This window comes from Siminovitchia sp. FSL W7-1587 (assembly GCF_037963795.1).
In the GTDB taxonomy this organism is placed as follows: Bacteria; Bacillota; Bacilli; order Bacillales; family Bacillaceae_C; genus Siminovitchia; species Siminovitchia thermophila.
Genome location: NZ_CP150169.1, coordinates 469,172 through 487,068, shown reverse-complemented (window position 1 = coordinate 487,068; position 17,897 = coordinate 469,172). Strand labels below are relative to the sequence as shown.

At 43.0% G+C, this 17,897-nt stretch carries 17 protein-coding genes; 9 read left to right on the top strand and 8 right to left on the bottom strand.

Annotation, left to right across the window (positions count from 1 at the left end; genetic code table 11):
- Positions 1–80 precede the first annotated feature (80 nt).
- Positions 81–536: a TlpA disulfide reductase family protein gene (locus NST31_RS02325; protein ID WP_339163637.1), complete on the top strand. Its 456-nt coding sequence runs from the start codon at positions 81–83 to the stop codon at positions 534–536.
- 101 nt (positions 537–637) lie between these two features.
- On the opposite strand, the gene fdhD is transcribed toward NST31_RS02325, so the two are convergent.
- From fdhD to NST31_RS02305, 4 genes are all read right to left on the bottom strand, one after another.
- Positions 638–1,462 (bottom strand): formate dehydrogenase accessory sulfurtransferase FdhD, encoded by an 825-nt coding sequence (gene fdhD, locus NST31_RS02320; protein WP_339163635.1) that lies wholly within the window; start codon positions 1,460–1,462, stop codon positions 638–640.
- 12 nt (positions 1,463–1,474) lie between these two features.
- The gene (locus NST31_RS02315) at positions 1,475–3,826 is read right to left on the bottom strand and encodes an FdhF/YdeP family oxidoreductase (RefSeq protein ID WP_339163630.1); all 2,352 of its coding nucleotides are present in this window, start codon (positions 3,824–3,826) and stop codon (positions 1,475–1,477) included.
- Between the two features lie 122 nt (positions 3,827–3,948).
- Complete coding sequence (locus tag NST31_RS02310; RefSeq protein WP_077111271.1) at positions 3,949–4,308, bottom strand: DUF2294 domain-containing protein; 360 nt, start codon at positions 4,306–4,308, stop codon at positions 3,949–3,951.
- A gap of 85 nt (positions 4,309–4,393) precedes the next feature.
- Positions 4,394–5,641 (bottom strand): OFA family MFS transporter, encoded by a 1,248-nt coding sequence (locus NST31_RS02305; protein ID WP_339163628.1) that lies wholly within the window; start codon positions 5,639–5,641, stop codon positions 4,394–4,396.
- A 432-nt stretch (positions 5,642–6,073) separates the two neighbouring features.
- Between NST31_RS02305 and NST31_RS02300 the strand changes: the two genes are divergently transcribed.
- Positions 6,074–6,946, top strand: coding sequence for a S1-like domain-containing RNA-binding protein (locus NST31_RS02300; RefSeq protein WP_205180035.1), 873 nt, complete (start codon positions 6,074–6,076; stop codon positions 6,944–6,946).
- On the opposite strand, the gene NST31_RS02295 is transcribed toward NST31_RS02300, so the two are convergent.
- Positions 6,934–7,650, bottom strand: a complete 717-nt coding sequence (locus tag NST31_RS02295) for a TrkA C-terminal domain-containing protein (RefSeq protein ID WP_083717454.1) — start codon at positions 7,648–7,650, stop codon at positions 6,934–6,936. The genes NST31_RS02300 and NST31_RS02295 overlap by 13 nt on opposite strands.
- Before the next feature lie 94 nt (positions 7,651–7,744).
- Between NST31_RS02295 and NST31_RS02290 the strand changes: the two genes are divergently transcribed.
- Both NST31_RS02290 and NST31_RS02285 read left to right on the top strand, forming a co-directional pair.
- The gene (locus NST31_RS02290; RefSeq protein WP_077111268.1) at positions 7,745–8,692 is read left to right on the top strand and encodes a magnesium transporter CorA family protein; all 948 of its coding nucleotides are present in this window, start codon (positions 7,745–7,747) and stop codon (positions 8,690–8,692) included.
- An 83-nt stretch (positions 8,693–8,775) separates the two neighbouring features.
- Positions 8,776–9,441, top strand: a complete 666-nt coding sequence (locus tag NST31_RS02285; RefSeq protein ID WP_077111267.1) for a TrkA family potassium uptake protein — start codon at positions 8,776–8,778, stop codon at positions 9,439–9,441.
- 44 nt (positions 9,442–9,485) lie between these two features.
- Here the strand turns inward: NST31_RS02285 and rnjA are convergent, their stop codons facing one another.
- Both rnjA and NST31_RS02275 read right to left on the bottom strand, forming a co-directional pair.
- Positions 9,486–11,153 (bottom strand): ribonuclease J1, encoded by a 1,668-nt coding sequence (gene rnjA / locus NST31_RS02280; protein ID WP_077111266.1) that lies wholly within the window; start codon positions 11,151–11,153, stop codon positions 9,486–9,488.
- Between the two features lie 3 nt (positions 11,154–11,156).
- Positions 11,157–11,366, bottom strand: coding sequence for a DNA-directed RNA polymerase subunit epsilon (locus tag NST31_RS02275; protein ID WP_077111265.1), 210 nt, complete (start codon positions 11,364–11,366; stop codon positions 11,157–11,159).
- A gap of 402 nt (positions 11,367–11,768) precedes the next feature.
- Between NST31_RS02275 and NST31_RS02270 the strand changes: the two genes are divergently transcribed.
- Positions 11,769–12,563 (top strand): Cof-type HAD-IIB family hydrolase, encoded by a 795-nt coding sequence (locus NST31_RS02270; protein ID WP_077111264.1) that lies wholly within the window; start codon positions 11,769–11,771, stop codon positions 12,561–12,563.
- Between the two features lie 43 nt (positions 12,564–12,606).
- On the opposite strand, the gene def is transcribed toward NST31_RS02270, so the two are convergent.
- Positions 12,607–13,161, bottom strand: a complete 555-nt coding sequence (gene def / locus NST31_RS02265; protein ID WP_077111263.1) for a peptide deformylase — start codon at positions 13,159–13,161, stop codon at positions 12,607–12,609.
- Positions 13,162–13,317: 156 nt separating this feature from the next.
- Here def and NST31_RS02260 point away from each other — a divergent pair, with 156 nt between their 5' ends.
- From NST31_RS02260 to NST31_RS02245, 4 genes are all read left to right on the top strand, one after another.
- Entirely contained in the window at positions 13,318–13,962 is a 645-nt protein-coding gene (locus NST31_RS02260) for a YkyA family protein (RefSeq protein WP_083717450.1), read from the top strand.
- Between the two features lie 448 nt (positions 13,963–14,410).
- Positions 14,411–15,526, top strand: coding sequence for a pyruvate dehydrogenase (acetyl-transferring) E1 component subunit alpha (pdhA, locus tag NST31_RS02255; RefSeq protein WP_077111261.1), 1,116 nt, complete (start codon positions 14,411–14,413; stop codon positions 15,524–15,526).
- Between the two features lie 3 nt (positions 15,527–15,529).
- Positions 15,530–16,507 (top strand): alpha-ketoacid dehydrogenase subunit beta, encoded by a 978-nt coding sequence (locus tag NST31_RS02250; protein ID WP_077111260.1) that lies wholly within the window; start codon positions 15,530–15,532, stop codon positions 16,505–16,507.
- A gap of 46 nt (positions 16,508–16,553) precedes the next feature.
- Complete coding sequence (locus NST31_RS02245; RefSeq protein ID WP_077111259.1) at positions 16,554–17,894, top strand: dihydrolipoamide acetyltransferase family protein; 1,341 nt, start codon at positions 16,554–16,556, stop codon at positions 17,892–17,894.
- Positions 17,895–17,897 lie beyond the last annotated feature (3 nt).

Sequence of the window (17,897 nt, the reverse complement as noted above, 5' to 3'; positions counted from 1 at the left end):
AAACCTTTTTGAGGACAGGCACCCATTGTGTCTGTCCTTCCCATATCGAAAACTATTTTACGAGAAAAGAGGGATAGCGAATGAAATTACGTGAGCCCATGCCTGAACTGAACGGTGCTGTAGATTGGCTGAATGGCCAGGTTACAAAAGAGGAGCTTGTAGGCGAAAAGCCCACCCTTATTCATTTCTGGTCGATCAGCTGCCATTTGTGCAAAGAGGCAATGCCGCAAGTGAATGAATTCCGCGATAAGTATCAGGATAAATTAAATGTTGTGGCCGTACATATGCCGCGTTCAGAGGACGATCTTGATTTAAATGAAATCAAGAAGGTGGCTGCGGATCATGATATTACCCAGCCGATCTTCGTGGATAGTGAAATGAAATTAACCGATGCTTTCGAAAACCAATATGTTCCCGCCTATTATGTATTTGATAAAGATGGCAAGTTGCGCCATTTCCAAGCCGGGGGCGGCGGAATGAAGATGCTTGAGAAAAGAGTTAACCGTGTTCTTGGGGAAATGGAAAAGCAACAATAAAACCCATAACGATAAATTGTGACGATAAAACCGCGTGAAATCATCTTTTTATATTTGATTTCACGCGGTTTATCCATTTTTATAGAGGTTTGTCTCAGCCTCTATTTGGTTGTGGCATCTTCCTCTAAATCGTCAGCTGCTTCGATGATTCGGTGTGGATGCGAGTAAATATTCAGCTGGTTTTTCCTGACAAAACCGATAGCAGTGATGCCGAGGTCCTCAGCCAAACTGATTCCCAGTGTGGTTGGAGCGGATTTGGAAATAAGAATGCCGACACCAATTTTTGCGGCTTTTAAAACGATCTCGGATGAAATCCTGCCGCTGAAGGCAATGATTTTATCGTGCAAAGGTACGTGATTCATTAAGCAATAGCCGTATATTTTGTCTAGGGCGTTGTGGCGGCCGATATCTGAGAAGGAAACCATAATATCATCGGCTGTGCAAAGAGCGGCATTATGGACGCCGCCGGTGAGCAAAAAGTCCTCGGATTGCGTTTGCAAGTCTGCCATTAAACGAAAGCATTGGGTGATCGAAATCTGTTGTTTGGACATGACAGTTTTGGCTGTTTTAGCATCGTTGTAAAAGTAGAATTGTCTGCTTTTGCCGCAACATGAGCCGATCATCCGTTTCGAGTAAAACTCTTTGGAAATCGTTTGTTTTCTTTTTAAGGCGGCATAGGCAAAACCACGAGCTTGGTCAATGTCCAATGAATCCAGATCATCCATTTGCCGGATGATTCCTTCTGATGCCAGGAAGCCGACGGCCAGTTGTTCAAGATCAGTCGGTGAACAAACTGCCGTCGCGAACTCTTCTCCATCAATATAAATCGTAAAAGGAAATTCTACAGCTGCGCAGTCCTCGGTTTTGCGGATTGTCTGCCCATCATATTTCCATATGTTGAGATGTTTTTTGACCCTGTGATTCATCTGATCACCTGCTTAACTAATTTCCTGCTCTAAGTCATCGATCCTTTTCTCCAAGTATTGAATATCTTTTTTGGCATTGAATGTGTCCGCTTTTTCAACAACGACACCGATATTATATTCAGGAATTCCCGCAAATTGTTCATAAATGCCTTTTTGAAGCAGTACATTTCCTTCAGGCCAATAAACGGAAATATTTCCGCGCCGTGTATCCGCGTATTTGGCTCTTCCTTGAAAGGTGCCAAATTGGTTATAAACAACGATAGCTTCCTGATCGGCAATACCAAGTTCTTTCGCGTCTTCTTCGTTGATTAACACATCATATCTGTCAGCAGCGTTGAAAGGATCTTTCTCGCTGTATATCATCGAGTTAAATTGTTTGCCCCGTCTTGTGGTCACATAGAAATGGCCGTCCGGTTTACGCAATTCCGGCAACTCAATCGGAATTAAATTGGCTTTCCCATCCTCTGTTGGACAATTGCCGCCTTCACAGAGCCAAGCTCCTCCCCATTGAAAGACATCGCCACGCTTTTTTAAATGTTGGATGCCGTCATAGTTTGGGTTGGCCACGGCAATTTCATCACGGATTTCCTGTGCTTCGTTAAACGTCATGAGATGCTTCATATCCGGTTTGATCCGAGCAGCAAGATCAACATATATTTCCCATTCACACCGGGCTTCTTCGATTCTGGGTCCTTGAATTTCCGGAGAGAAATATACCATCCTCTCCGTGGAAGTCGAAGTACCGCCACCGCGCTGTTCATAGCGTGTCTGGGCAGGGAGGACAATCACTTCCTCTTTCGCATCTACAAGCGTTGAAGTATTTAATATAATATCTTGGTGTACCCTTATATCTACATTGCTTAAACATTTTTCCATGAATTCCGGATCAGGCATTGTTTCCAGGAAGTTTCCGCCCGAAGTATAAAATACTTTCAGCTTTCGCTCATGGTCTTCCGGAAGCAAGGCATTTTCAAGGGAAACACCCACGATGTCACCTTGCCATTTCGGTATGTCAAAACCCCATACTTTTTCCATTCTCTTTATGTTTTCAGGTTCAAAATCTCCTCCGGGAAGGACGAATGGATCTGCTCCCATCTCTCCGGAACCTTGTACACCTGAGTGGCCGCGGATCGGCATGACGCCGCAATGTTCTTTGCCGATAAATCCCCTTAAGATAGCCAAATTGGCCACTTGTGATATGTTATCCGTGCCAAACCTGTGTTGGGTTAATCCCATTGACCAAACGAATACACCGCTATTTGAGTTGGCCAGAAGCTGCGCGAATTCTAGCATTCTTTCTTTTGAGACGCCCGATGATTGTTCGAGCTGTTCCCAAGATTGCTCTTCAATATGAACTTTTAGTTCCTCATAACCGTTGGCGTGCCGGGAAACAAATTCATGATTGATCGCGGAGCCGGGATGTTTCTCTTCCATCTCGAACCAATGCTTTATAATGCCATTCATAAAGGCGATATCACCGCCTATATTTACTTGATATACATCATCGGCAATTTTGGTGCCAAATAAGGCGGATTCAGGGATGGAAGGGACCCAATATCCGTCCATGGCGGGCTCTTTATATGGATTAATACAAATAATTTTTGTTCCTTTCCTTTTGGCTGCGTACATATACTTTGTCGAGACAGGCTGGTTGTTCGCCGCAACCGAGCCCCAGAAAATGAGCACATCGGTTCCGATCCAATCTTTGTAATTGCAGCTGGATGCGCCGATGCCCAAAGATCTTTTTAATGCGGTTTTACTAGGAGAGTGACAGATTCGCGAAGCATTATCAATATTGTTTGTCCCAATAAAACGGGCAAATTTTGCCGCCGTATAATACACTTCGTTTGTAATTCCCCGTGCAGTCAAGAAGAATGCCAACTGTTTGGGATCAATAGATTTGATTTTGCCGGCTATTTTGTTTAAAGCCTCATCCCACGAAATTCTCCGGAACTTTTTTTCTCCGGGTTTTCTCGAAAGGGGATAGGGGATGCGTCCGAGTTTTCTTAATTCGGTGCTGTCCATTTTTCGCAACTCTTCAATATCCGCATGAAGCACATTTTCCGAAATGGCGGGCATCGTATTCAGCCGCAGCACGTTCAGCCTTGTTGTACAAAGATGAGGTCCCGCCAATGTTTGATCATACAGACCCGATACTCCGAGCGCACATCCATCACAAACTCCCTGAGTTAATATGCGATAAGCGTAGGGAAGATTGTCCCGGTTTTCAATGACCACCTTCATGGTATCGCGAATATGTTTTGGTTTTACTTTGCCGAGGCCAAATGGAATGGGGCTCACCCAATGCTGTGGATCGGGGGTTTTTGGCAATTTAATTGGTCCAGTATGTTTAGTATTTCCCATTTTAGTACATCCTTTCTTTCTTTCATTCATAAAAAAACCACCGCAAACATGCTTATCTTTATGATAAGCGTGTCACGGCGGTTAGTCTTTAACAGGGTCCCTGTCAAGTGCCAACTGCATGGTCAGTGATGAAATTTTTTCTCAAGATCCTGGTCAAAAATAAAAATGGACATGCCCAGGTCTTTTTCAATATCAATATCAACGAACAGATCCAGAAATTTGGCGTCGAGTAATTCTTCCATCTCGACAGGGTGGTTCTTTCGATACATTTCTTTTACCATTTCGGTACGGGCAGCCCTTACCATTTGTCTACCGTCTTGTGCACTGGCAATAAACTTTTCGACCGGAGAAAGATTTCCTTCCATTTCGCAAATGGCCCAGTTTTTACAAAAGGTCGTTTTGATTTTACTGGGGCCTTTGCCCATATGGCGTTTGCGGAATGCCCGTACAAGATTGCTAAACTCTGCTTCATAATTTTTCATAACGGTTAACCCCTGATTTTTGTTGCCTCTCCTTAATTTTACCATGTTTACAAAAGTTCTCAACCCGGTTAATTAAAAACTGTTTTTAGCTTGCATGAGCAGATGCCCGTTCTTTCAGCTTTTTTATATCCAAACGAATGAGGAGGGATACGACGAAAGCAACGACAAACAGTCCGGCAAAAAATAATAAACTGTTGCCATAGCTTCCTGTTGCATCTTTTACCCAAGCCGCAAACATTGGTCCAGCAACTCCCGCGGCAGCCCACGCTGTTAAAATGTATCCGTGAATGGCTCCAAGTTGCTTCGTTCCAAAAATATCTCCAATATAGGCGGGAATGGAGGAAAATCCGCCTCCATAGCAAGTATATATGATGGCGAGCATGATTTGGAATAAAATTGAAATCGTTGTAAAAGGTAATAGAGCAAATAACACAATTTGAATGGCGAAAAAGGCTGTATATGTATTGGGGCGCCCCAAATAGTCCGATGCCGAAGCCCAGCCGATCCTCCCAAGGCCGTTGAATATCCCGAGGACGCCTACAAAGGCAGCCGCCTCAATCGAGCTCATGCCGATACTCTCTTGCGCAAGCGGACTTGCGGCGGAGAGAATGGCGATTCCGCATGTAATATTAATAAAGAGCATGATCCATAAATAATAAAAACGCGAAGTTTTGACCGCTTCATTGGCGGTGAGCTGCGCCAGGTCCGCGGATATTTTACCTGCTTCCACCTTTTCTTTATAACCTCTCGGGGTCCAATTATCCGGAGGCTTCGCCAAGTATAGGGATGAAACCGTCATGACAATAAAATAAGCCGCGCCAAGAATAAAGAACGTATTGGCGATCCCGGTATTTTTAATCAGGTAATCCATGATAGGACTGCTGATTGCCGCGGCGAAGCCAAATCCCATAATCGCCATACCGGTGGCCATTCCTCTGCGGTCAGGGAACCATTTGACAAGGGTGGATACAGGGGCAATGTAGCCGACACCCAGGCCGATGCCCCCCAATACACCGTAGCATATGTACAGTAGGGGCAAAGATTCAAACTTTACGGCAAATCCGGTACAAAAGACACCGATTCCGAAAAACGCGCTCGCCAAAAGGCCCGATTTTCGGGGGCCGTGTTTTTCCACAAAATGTCCCAGAAAAGCAGCAGACAAGCCCAAAAATAAAATGGCCAAACTGAACGTAAGTTGGACTTGGCTTGCAGTCCAATTATATTGCTCCATGAGCGGGTTTGTAAAGTTGCTCCATGCATAAACGGAACCGATCGAGATGTGAATACCCACAGCCGATGTAACGATCAGCCATCTATTTTTTAATTTTTCCATGTGAAATCCTCCTTTTCGGAAAAGTTCAGCAATTTTATCAGGGGGTGTAACCGCTCTCAACACAGTATCTTCCGAATAAGTAAAAACCACCGCAAATAGAGCCATCACAGATAGGCGCAGGCGGTGGTTAGTCTTTAACAGGTTCGCTGCCAAGTGCCAACCGGTCGATATTGTAACCATTTTCATACAAAATTGTACCATATCTTTCACATTTTGAGCCGCTTTTCACCTTGAAATTGCAAAATAGGTCTTAATACTCATTTTTCTGGGATTTTATGATATAGTTGTTATCACTTTCCTCAAAAAAATGGTGTATATTGGCTTTTTATATCATGTTGCTTTTTAATGAAAGTAGGAAGGATCAATCGGTCATGCTATAATTGGGTTGATTTTTTCGATAAAAATGTATCAAAAATAGAGGAGACTAACACCATGCTTGAACCAGGAACGGTAAAAGAATTGACAGTAGTGCGTGAAGCGCCGTTTGGATATTTTTTGACAAACGGTGAGGAAGATGTATTGCTTCACCATTCGGAAGTTCCCGAAAATTTTCATCCGGAGGAAAAGCAAACTGTCTTTTTATATCAGGATCATGAAGGGCGTCTTTCGGCCTCTTTAACGATTCCGCAAATCAGAAAGGGACAATACGGATGGGCAGAAGTAGTGGAAGTAAAAGCGGGGCTTGGCGTATTTGTCCATATCGGGCTTCAAAAAGATTTGCTTATATCAAAAGATGACTTGCCGGAACTGTTGCAGTTATGGCCCGAAAAAGGGGACAAGCTGTATTGTTCAATGAAAACGGACAAGAAAAACAGGCTGTTCGGGGAATTGGCGAATGAGGAAGTAATGAGAGGGCTTTCTGTCAGGGCCGGCCAAAGTGTTTTTAATAAAAGCGTCAAGGGGACCGTGTATCGGGTTCTCCTTAGCGGTTCTTTGATTATTACAGAAGAAAGATACATCGGATTTATTCATCAATCGGAAAGGAAAGAAGAGCCCCGGCTTGGTCAACATGTGGAGGGGCGAGTTGTAGCCGTAAAAGAAGACGGCACGATCAATGTTTCTCTCTTGCCGAGAGCTCACGAAATGATCGACGAGCAGGCCGAACAAATATACCGCTACCTACAAGGTCGCGGCGGATCGATGCCGTATTCAGATAAAAGTGAGGCGGAGGATATTAAGAAGCGATTTTCCATCAGCAAAGGTCTGTTTAAAAAAGTGCTGGGAAAACTCATGAAAGAGGGAAAAGTTATCCAAAAAGATGGTTGGACCCATATAACCGATCAAGATAGCCGTCATGAATCATGATGTCTATGTTGTTCTTTGTAGTCAAGCTCGTGCTGGAATTTCCGCATCATTTCTTTCTTGCTTCCATAAACGAAGAAGAGGTCACCTTCCTGGACATGCTCTTCGTCCAAGTTTTTGCGGATGGCTTCTTCACCCCGTTTTATGAACAGTACATGCACATCCTCATTTTCGGAAAACATATCGGCAAGCTTTTTTCCAATATAGGAGGATCCTTCTTGAATGGGAATATCTGTAAAGTAATCATCTTCATTTACATAAAGAACTTCGTTGATGGGAAGCTCTTCCGGATCATAATGGTCCTTCATCTCAGAGGAAAACTTCTTTTTTAACACATTTGTTGCCCGTTGTGTTTTTAAAAGCAGCAAAAATACACTAAACAAAACGACGAGCGCCGCCATCTCGGGAATTTTCAAATCATCCGACAAATATGTGCTTAAAATGGAGATCACAACCGCAAGTGAAAAAGCGCCGAACAGAATAAGAAAAGTGCTGATTTTTCTTCTTATGGGATGTTCCAAGATGAGCTTGGCCTCATCAGTTGTAAACCCGGTATTCGTTAACATCGAGATGGCCTGATAGCGGGAAACTTCTCTTGATAAACCTGTCAAACATAGGAAAGTGGTCGCCATTTCAATGACGATGGCGATGAAAATAAAATAAACTGCCATTAACATGAGTTCCACGATCACATCTGCTCCCTTCATCCAAAGTACCCTTGCAAACAAAATGAATCGCTATACATGAATATTTACCTGGAAAAAGGGAATAAAACCTATAATTTACTAGCAGGTGATGCATATGAGTGGAAAAAAAGAAGATATTCATTGTTTTGCAAACGGGTGGAGATGGCAGGAGTTTAGTTTTCAAGAAAAAGATAAATTAAAACAGTTGACTGACAAATTTCCCGAATACGACGTTTGGATCAACAATGCGATGGACATTGAAACGAATTATTTGCGGGTCCTATCTTTTGATGATCATCATGATTGCGCATTGATCGGGTCGTTAAACTATTCCGCTGATCCGAGCGATGAGGATTCGTACAGGCTGCTCCATTATTATGTGACTGAGAACAAGTTGTTAACGATTGATTTTGACATTGGCACCATTTCTAAAATGACGAGACAAACATTAATGGCACGGCTGGAAAAGTGTGATAATGCCTTTGAAGCATTTTTATTTATCATGGGGGAGATCCTTAACACTTTTTTAGATGGGATCGATGATTTTGAGGAAAAGCTGATTGACTTGGAAAAGAGGATTCGCTTCCATAATCACGGCAATATTCTTGAAGAAATATTTGATCGCAGATCGGAAATGCTTTTTTTAAAACAGCTTACGATACCGATAGAAGAGATGTTGCTGGCTATGGAGGAGGCTTTTTACGAAAATATTAAGGATATGGATGCGTTCCGGCAGACGAAAGTAAGGCTTGAGCGGACAATGAAGCTGTTATACCATTACGACAGCCAAATAGAAACACTTTTAAATATAAATATGAACTTATATTCCTACCGCGGCAATGAAGTGATTAAAGCATTGACAGTCTTCACGGTGTTAGTCACCCCAATCACGGTATTCGGAGCGTTGTGGGGAATGAACTTTAAAAATATGCCGGAGCTTGACTGGGGTTTCGGATACTTGTTTGCCTGGGTGATCATCCTCGCTTCCACCGGCCTGATTTATTGGTGGCTCTACAGAAAAGGGTGGCTGGGGGACGTATTAAGGCGAAAAAATAAAAAATGAACGGTATGATCCTGGCGTTTCAAAGGAAATCATGTACACTCCGCTGGATTGTGGTAGAATAAAATAACAGCGAAAGTGGAGGAATGAAAGTGAAAAAGGAATTTGCCGTCATTGGACTGGGCCGATTTGGAGGAAGCATTTGCCACTCCTTAAGCGAGCAAGGAATGGATGTCATGGCTATCGATATAGACGAGGACCGTGTAAATGAATTTGCCTCCATCGCCACACAGGCTGTCGTAGCCGACACGACGGATGAGCAAGTGTTAAAAAGCTTGGGCATTCGCAACTTTGATCACGTCATTGTAGCGATTGGAGATAATATCCAGTCGAGTATATTGACCACTTTAATTTTAAAAGAACTTGGCGTTACTCATATTACCGTTAAGGCCCAAAACGACTACCATGAAAAAGTGCTCCGCAAAATAGGCGCGGATCATGTCGTTCACCCGGAAAGGGATATGGGCAAAAGAATCGCCCACTATATTGTTTCCAACAATGTACTTGACTATTTGGAACTGTCTGAGGAGTACAGTATTGTGGAAATTAAGGTAAATGAATTATTGGCTGGACATTCCCTCGTGGAATTGGATGTTAGGGCGCAATTCGGTTTAAATATCGTCGCCATTAAACGGGGAGAGGAAATCATCGTTTCGCCAAAAGCGGACGATCCACTTCAACTCGGTGATATTTTAATCATTATCGGCGCTGATACCGATATTAACCGGTTTGAAAAAAAAGTACTTGAATAAAAAAATCCTCTTGGGCGCCTGAAAAGCGTTCAAGAGGATTTTTTCTATACTTCCATAATAATGGGAAGAATCATCGGCTTTCTTTTTGTCCGCTCGTATAAGAACGGCATGAGTGTCTCAGTAATTTCATTTTTGATTTCGGACCATTGGGTTGTTTTTCGTTCCATGACTTTCTGAAGATGCTTAGAGATCATCTTTTGCGCATCGTTGATCAAATCGCTCGATTCTCTCATGTAGACGAATCCCCTTGATATAATATCGGGACCAGCCGCAATCTTATATTCGTTCATATCGATGGAAACAACAACGATGACGAGCCCTTCTTCAGATAGAATTCTTCTGTCGCGCAGAACGATGTTCCCGATGTCGCCAATGCCGCTTCCGTCAATATAAACAGAACCAGATGGAATTTTTCCAGCTACTTCAGCATGATTGGAACTTAGGGCAAGTACCTCGCCATTATCCATAATAAAGCAATTTTCTTCAGGAATGCCGCAGTCTACCGCGAGTTGGGCATGCATGGTTTGCATGCGAAATTCTCCGTGAATCGGCATAAAGAACTTTGGCTGTATAAGCCGCAGCATCAGCTTCTGCTCTTCCTGCCCTCCGTGCCCGGATGTGTGGATATCATTCAAGGAGCCCGCAATAACTTCAGCGCCTGCACGGTAGAGCAGGTTAATCGTCCGGTTTACACTGGTTGTATTACCGGGAATTGGGGACGAAGAAAAGACGACTGTGTCCCCCGGCTGAATTTGGATTTGACGGTGCGTTCCGTTGGCGATACGCGAAAGTGCCGCCATCGGCTCACCTTGGCTGCCGGTACAAAGAATGGTTACTTTATTTGCAGGGAGCCTGTTCAATTGCTGGGTAGTGATGAATGTATCTTTTGGCGCCCGGATATATCCCAGGTCTTGTCCAATTTCAATCGCTGCTTCCATGCTTCGTCCAAATACCGCTATTTTCCGGTTGTTGGCGACTGCGGCATCTGTTACTTGCTGCAAACGGTGAATATTAGATGCAAAGGTGGCAAAGATCACCCTTCCTTCCACTTTGCGAAAAATATCTTTAATGCTCTCGCCGACCTTGCGCTCCGACATTGTAAAATGCGGGACTTCGGCATTTGTGCTGTCGGACAGCAGACAAAGCACTCCTTCTTTTCCGATTTCCGCCATTTTGGTTAAATTGGCGGGTTCGCCAACCGGTGTGAAATCAAACTTGAAATCACCCGTATGGACGATATTGCCCGGAGGCGTTTTAACAACAATTCCGTACGAATCCGGAATACTATGGGTCGTTCTGAAAAACGTGACCGATGTTTTTCGAAACTTGATGATATCGTCTTCTTTAATTTCAATCAGTTTTGTTTTTCGCAGGAGACCGTGCTCTTCCAGTTTATTTTTGATCAACCCAATGGCCAATTTCCCGGCATATATGGGTATATTCACTTGTCTCAGCAAGTACGGAATGCCGCCTATATGGTCTTCATGTCCGTGCGTGATAAACAGTCCTTTGATTTTATCTTCATTTTTCACCAAATAGGAATAATCTGGAATGACGTAATCAATACCGAGCAACTCGTCTTCCGGAAATTTAATTCCTGCATCAATCATGATAATTTCGTCTTGAAATTGAACCCCGTATGTGTTTTTACCAATTTCACCCAAACCGCCCAAGGCGAAAATGGCCGTCTGGTCATTTTTTACAAACTTCATCTGTTACACATTCTCCAGACTAAAATTCGGGCTGTTCTTTTCATATTCAAGGTATTTTCCTTCAAGCAATTGAATATATTCAATATTTAGTTGGCGGTCTTTTAAAAAATGTCGTACTTTCCGTTCGTTTTCAGCTTCAATAAATAATACTTTTGTTTTTTCCCGGACAGGCATTTCGTGGATGCTATCCTGGTAGTATACTTTAAAAATCATGTTCTTCTCTCCTTAACTCCGTTGTCATTGTTAATTTTCTTTATTATATTAGAAAGCCCGGGTGAATGCATGTTTTTTGCAGGGCTGGTGAAAATGTCGGCCACACACTTATCATAAAAAGAATAAGCCCTCTTTGATTCAGAGGGTTTCGGAAATGACGGTATAATCATTTACGCAATTGTTTTCTTTCTGAGCAAGTCTTTCCACTGTTTCAAAAGCTTTTTCCGCAGCTTCTTAAACATGGTGGATCACTCCTTATCACTATTTTAACCGATTTTTGTAAAAAGTAAAAGTATCATAAAACAGGTTGTTTTTATATGCATCGTTTTTGTTTTTATTATATGCTCAAATATAGAGTGACTCTCATGGAGAACAATGGAAATAAGAGAAAGAGGGATGATCATGACAAAGATTGTGTTTTTCGACATTGACGACACTTTGCTCGATGCTCAAAAAGAATTGCCTGCATCTGCCAAGGCTGCTGTCCGGCAATTGCAAAAGCAAGGCATTTATACGGCCATTGCGACAGGAAGGGCACCGTTTTTTATATCCCCCGTGCTTGCGGAATTAAATATCCATTCCTATATTTGTTTTAACGGGCAATATGTTGTTTTTGAAAATGAAGCGATCTACAAAAATCCAATCAATCGCTATGCCCTTCAACAAATTGATGAAACAGCAAGAGAGCGTGATTACCCGCTCGTATACATGAATGAAATAACGATGAAAGCGAATGTCCCTCATAATGAATTGATTGAAAAAAGCCTTCGTTCATTGAAGCTTTCACATCCGGAATTTGATCCTCATTTTTACAAAAACAAAGAAATATACCAGGCGCTCATCTTTGCCAATGAGAATGCAGGGAGGGATTTGCCGGAGGTCGATGATGTTACTTATATTCGCTGGCATGAATCTTCTCTGGATATCGTACCGAAGGGAGGATCAAAAGCGGAGGGGATCAAGCAAATGATTGGCCGACTCGGTTTCCAAATGGAAGATGTCGTCGCTTTTGGAGATGGAATGAATGACATCGAAATGCTTCAAGAGGCTGGAACCGGGGTAGCGATGGGGAATGCCCACCAAGTTGTGAAAGACCATGCCGACTTTGTGACAACGAATGTTGAAAATGATGGGATTGTCAATGGATTGAAAGAAATCGGGCTTCTATCCCGTGAATTTGATACGGTTAAACAATAAACGCAGCCAGGCAGGGGAAAAGCCCATTCTCCTGCCTGGTTGGTTAACGATCAATCGGAACGGCGTCTTGCGGAACGTGGAACGGATTTTCCTTGTTGATATGATCATAAAACATCACGCCGTTTAAATGATCAAGCTCATGCTGAAAAACAATTGCCGGAAGACCCCGCAAGCGCAACTTGATTTCATTGCCGTTTTCATCATATCCTTTTACTTTGATTCGTGCGTGGCGAAGAACATAACCGGGTATATCACGGTCGACAGATAAACACCCCTCACCGGAAGTCAAATAGGCTTTCTCCACTGAGTGACTCATTATTTTCGGATTGAAAAAGCCATAATGATATTTCTCTCCCTTGTCATCCGTAACCCTCATAACAAACATTCGTTTCGACACGTTGATTTGTGGAGCAGCTAATCCGACGCCTGGCCGAAGGCCATACCTTTCACTTATTTCCGGATCTTGGCTGTTTATTAAAAATTCCTCCATTTTTTTGATCGTATCTATATCTTCCTGGGATGGCGGCAACGGCACGTCGGCCGCTTTTTTCCTAAGTACCGGATGTCCATCCCGAACTATATCCTTCATTAAAATCATGTACATCCCCCTGTATGTGATACTGTATAATCAGTTTACCAAAAAAGATCAGCTAATTAAATCAGATTACTTCCATTCCCAGATAAAAAAATTCAAGGTTGTAAAACTTTTTTTCTCCCGTTATAGTAGGAAATGTGAACGATGGGAGGAATACCGGTGAGAAAAAGGAAATTGGCTACCGTTATATGTGTTTCTGCTTTTTTATTGGCAAGTTGCGGAAGTCCGGAAAAAAAAATATATAAAACCCTTGAAGAAACCGTGAGCATAGAAAAAGATTTTGAAAGCCAACAAAAACCGATGGCCGAGCTTGAGGAAAAGGAAACTGAGATTTTTAATGAAATGATGAAGCTCGGAATGAAACAAATGGACAAAGTTACGGAACTCTCTGACAAGGCCTTAAACAATTTGAAAAAGCGGGAAGAATATCTTAAAAAAGAAGAGAAAGCGATCGCGGCTTCCAAAAAAGAATTTGAAAAAGTAAAAGAAACCATTCCTTCATTAGAAGATGAACCGTTAAAAGAAAAAGCAAATCAGTTGGAGCAGCTTATGGCTGAACGGTATGACGCCCATGTCAAGCTTTCCAAAGCCTATAAAGCAACCATCAAGGAAGACCGAAAACTGTATGAAATGATGAAGAATAAAGATTTAAAACTGGAAGAACTGGAACAACAAATTGCTGCGTCCAACAAGGCCCGGGAGCAGGTCATAGAGGCCAATAAAGAATTCAACGAATATACGAAAAAGTTTAATGAAGAAAAATCTGCTTTTTATAAAGAAGCGGATCTTAAAAATGCATCTTAATCAACAGAAACGGGAATCAGCCGTTTCTTTTTTTTCGGGCAGTTTTTGGTGAATTTGGCGGGGATATTTGTAAAAAGCTGTTGAAAGCGCTTTAATTATGTACTATAACAGCGGAAGAAAATAAGTTTTTATATAATACAGTTTTCTGATTGATAATAATACAGGAATGAATGATTGAAAAATTGGAGAGGGCTTTATGTTAAAATATATTCGTTGACGAAAGGGATTTTCTCATGTAATCTAAAAAATGAGGAAAAATTACATTGTGTTATAATACATAAAAAAATAACTGATACAGATTAGGGTGTTTCAAAGGAGGTCGATAGTTGTTTTTTCAACTCAAGATTGTGGAAAAACTATAGAGACACCTTTATTTCATATTGACATGCTTTTTTTAGGGCACTCTACCAAGTAATGCATTTAAAAATAGAAAGGGTTGGTGATTTCGATGGCTTCAAAAGCGAAGACAGCGGAATTCGATGCGGTCGAAACGCTCGAGAATATTGAAAAACAATTTGAAATGATTCAAGTGTTGAATGAAAAGGGTGAAGTGGTCAACGAAAAATTGTTGCCGGATTTATCTGATGATGAACTGGTTGAGCTTATGAGCCGAATGGTTTATACGCGCATACTTGATCAACGTTCCATTTCTTTGAACAGACAGGGACGGCTCGGCTTTTATGCACCGACTGCTGGTCAAGAGGCATCCGCGATTGCTTCGCATTTCGCATTGGAAAAAGAAGACTTTATTTTGCCGGGGTACAGGGATGTTCCTCAAATCATCTGGCACGGTCTTCCGCTTTATAAAGCATTCTTATTTTCAAGAGGACACTATGTTGGGAATCAAATTCCCGAAGAAGTAAACGTCATTCCTCCGCAAATCATTATTGGAGCGCAATATGTGCAGGCGGCGGGCGTTGCCCTTGGACTTAAAAAGCGCGGTAAAAAAGCGGTTGCCGCAACATATACGGGTGACGGCGGATCTTCCCAAGGAGACTTTTACGAGGGAATCAACTTTGCCGGCGCATTCGGCGCGCCAGCGGTCTTTATCGTCCAAAACAACCAATTTGCCATTTCTACACCGCGGGACAAACAGACAGCCGCTTCGACTATTGCCCAAAAAGCAGTGGCGGCAGGAATTCCGGGTATTGTGGTAGATGGCATGGATCCGCTTGCGGTATATGCTGTGGTGCGGGAAGCTCGGAAACGGGCTGTTGATGGAGGAGGACCTTCTCTTATCGAAACCATTTGCTACAGATATGGTCCACACACAATGGCGGGAGATGACCCGACACGATATAGAACTTCCGATACTGACAGCGAATGGGAGAAAAAAGATCCGATTGTCCGCTTTAGAAAGTATTTGGAAGAAAAAGGTCTGTGGAACGAAGATAAGGAAAATGAAGTAATTGAAAAAGCGAAAGACGAAATTAGAGAAGCCATTAAAAAAGCAGATCAAACGCCAAAGCAAAAAGTGACGGACTTGATTTCGAATATGTATGAAGAACTTCCGTTCCATTTAAAAGAGCAGTTTGAAATATATAAAGAGAAGGAGTCGAAGTAAGCCATGGCGCAAATGACAATGATACAGGCAATCACAGATGCGATGCGCTCGGAATTGCGCAATGATGAAAATGTCCTTGTGTTCGGCGAAGACGTGGGGGTAAACGGAGGCGTTTTCCGCGCGACGGAGGGACTGCAAAAAGAATTTGGAGAAGAACGGGTATTTGATACGCCGCTTGCGGAATCCGCTATTGGCGGGCTGGCGATTGGCTTGACAACGCAAGGATTCCGTCCAGTCCCAGAGATTCAATTCTTTGGTTTCCTATATGAGGTAATGGATTCAATCAATGGCCAAATGGCCCGCTGGCGCTACCGGACGGGTGGTTCGTATCATGCGCCCATTACAGTCCGATCACCTTTTGGGGGCGGCGTACATACACCTGAGTTGCACGCAGACAGTCTTGAAGGCCTTGTAGCCCAGCAACCCGGACTAAAGGTTGTCATTCCTTCGACGCCTTATGACGCCAAAGGTTTGCTTATTTCCGCCATTCGAGACAATGATCCGGTTATTTTCCTTGAGCATATGAAATTGTACCGCTCTTTCAGACAAGAAGTTCCGGAAGAAGAATATACGATTCCTATTGGGAAAGCAGATATAAAGCGTGAAGGAAGCGACTTGTCGATCATAACGTATGGCGCAATGGTTCACGATTCACTAAAAGCTGCCGAACTGCTTGAAAAAGATGGGTACTCCGTGGAAGTCATCGACTTGCGAACTGTTAGCCCGCTTGATATTGAAACCATTATTCAATCCGTTGAAAAAACGAACCGGGCTATTGTCGTCCAAGAGGCTCAAAAACAGGCGGGAATTGCAGCGAATGTTGTGGCGGAAATTAACGATCGCGCCATTTTAAGCTTGGAGGCGCCTGTATTGCGAGTAACAGCTCCGGATACGGTATATCCATTTTCACAAGCTGAACCGGTTTGGCTGCCAAACCATAAAGATATCGTTGAAACGGCTAAAAAAATACTGGAATTTTAAACAACCTCAAGACTGAACAACTATTTACAACAGGAGGGTGAAAATATTGTCATTCCAATTTAAGCTGCCTGATATTGGAGAAGGAATCCATGAAGGCGAAATTGTGAAATGGTTCGTGGAACCTGGTAAGAAAGTGGAAGAAGATGACGTATTATGTGAAGTGCAAAATGACAAAGCCGTGGTGGAAATACCATCTCCGGTAACTGGTACAGTGGAGGAAATACTCGTTCAGGAAGGCGAGACGGCTGTTGTCGGAGATGTGCTCGTTACATTTGATGCGCCGGGATACGAAGATCTCCAGTTTAAAGGGGACAGTGGTGAAGAAGAAACCGAAGCGGACGTGCAATCAACCGCAGAATCCGGACAGGATATTCAAAAAGAAGAAGTGAAAGCTGAAGAAAAACAGGAAAAAGAAGCAGAAAGCACGGGTGCCGCGGCTGAGCAGGAAAAAACGAACAACCGGGTTATCGCAATGCCTTCTGTACGCAAATACGCCCGTGAAAAAAATGTTGATATCCAAAAGGTAACAGGTACAGGTAAAAACGGCAGAATACTAAAAGAAGATATTGACCAGTATTTGAACGCGCCAGAAAAAGCTACAGAAGTTCCTGACACTCAGGAAGTTCAAAAGGCGGATACGAAGCAAGAAGAAAAACCGAAGGCTCCTGTCGTTCTGGAAGGAGAATATCCTGAAACAAGAGAAAAAATGAGCGGGATTCGCAAAGCGATTGCCAAAGCAATGGTTAATTCGAAACATACCGCTCCGCACGTCACCATTTTGGATGAAGTGGATGTTACAGAACTTGTTGCCCACCGGAAGAAATTTAAAGCTGTTGCGGCCGAGAAAAATATAAAATTGACGTACCTCCCTTATGTTGTAAAGGCGCTCGTCAGCACATTGCGTGAATATCCGGCGCTTAATACATCGGTTGATGATGAAAAAGAAGAAATCATCCAGAAACACTACTACAATATCGGTATTGCCGCCGACACTGAGCGTGGGTTGCTTGTCCCTGTTGTTAAGCATGCCGACTCCAAATCTGTTTTTGCGATTTCAAAAGAAATCAATGAACTGGCGGAAAAAGCGAGAAGCGGCAAACTTAGTCCGAATGAAATGAGCGGAGGCTCGTGCACAATTACGAACATCGGATCTGCCGGGGGCCAATGGTTTACGCCAGTGATCAATCATCCGGAAACAGCCATTCTGGGTATTGGCAGAATTGCTGAAAAACCGGTAGTCAAAAATGGTGAAATTGTAGCCGCTCCTGTGTTAGCATTATCCTTGAGCTTTGATCATCGGGTTATTGATGGAGTTACCGCACAGCAGGCATTAAATCAGATAAAACGTCTGTTGAGCGACCCGGAACTTTTACTAATGGAGGCGTAGAGA

Bases quoted from the DNA above. Each gene is read 5' to 3' on its own strand.
- NST31_RS02325 (WP_339163637.1), top strand. From the start codon at position 81: ATGAAATTACGTGAGCCCATGCCTGAACTGAACGGTGCTGTAGATTGG.
- fdhD (WP_339163635.1), bottom strand. From the start codon at position 1,462: ATGAATCACAGGGTCAAAAAACATCTCAACATATGGAAATATGATGGG.
- NST31_RS02315 (WP_339163630.1), bottom strand. From the start codon at position 3,826: ATGGGAAATACTAAACATACTGGACCAATTAAATTGCCAAAAACCCCC.
- NST31_RS02310 (WP_077111271.1), bottom strand. From the start codon at position 4,308: ATGAAAAATTATGAAGCAGAGTTTAGCAATCTTGTACGGGCATTCCGC.
- NST31_RS02305 (WP_339163628.1), bottom strand. From the start codon at position 5,641: ATGGAAAAATTAAAAAATAGATGGCTGATCGTTACATCGGCTGTGGGT.
- NST31_RS02300 (WP_205180035.1), top strand. From the start codon at position 6,074: ATGCTTGAACCAGGAACGGTAAAAGAATTGACAGTAGTGCGTGAAGCG.
- NST31_RS02295 (WP_083717454.1), bottom strand. From the start codon at position 7,650: ATGAAGGGAGCAGATGTGATCGTGGAACTCATGTTAATGGCAGTTTAT.
- NST31_RS02290 (WP_077111268.1), top strand. From the start codon at position 7,745: ATGAGTGGAAAAAAAGAAGATATTCATTGTTTTGCAAACGGGTGGAGA.
- NST31_RS02285 (WP_077111267.1), top strand. From the start codon at position 8,776: ATGAAAGTGAAAAAGGAATTTGCCGTCATTGGACTGGGCCGATTTGGA.
- rnjA (WP_077111266.1), bottom strand. From the start codon at position 11,153: ATGAAGTTTGTAAAAAATGACCAGACGGCCATTTTCGCCTTGGGCGGT.
- NST31_RS02275 (WP_077111265.1), bottom strand. From the start codon at position 11,366: ATGATTTTTAAAGTATACTACCAGGATAGCATCCACGAAATGCCTGTC.
- NST31_RS02270 (WP_077111264.1), top strand. From the start codon at position 11,769: ATGACAAAGATTGTGTTTTTCGACATTGACGACACTTTGCTCGATGCT.
- def (WP_077111263.1), bottom strand. From the start codon at position 13,161: ATGATTTTAATGAAGGATATAGTTCGGGATGGACATCCGGTACTTAGG.
- pdhA (WP_077111261.1), top strand. From the start codon at position 14,411: ATGGCTTCAAAAGCGAAGACAGCGGAATTCGATGCGGTCGAAACGCTC.
- NST31_RS02250 (WP_077111260.1), top strand. From the start codon at position 15,530: ATGGCGCAAATGACAATGATACAGGCAATCACAGATGCGATGCGCTCG.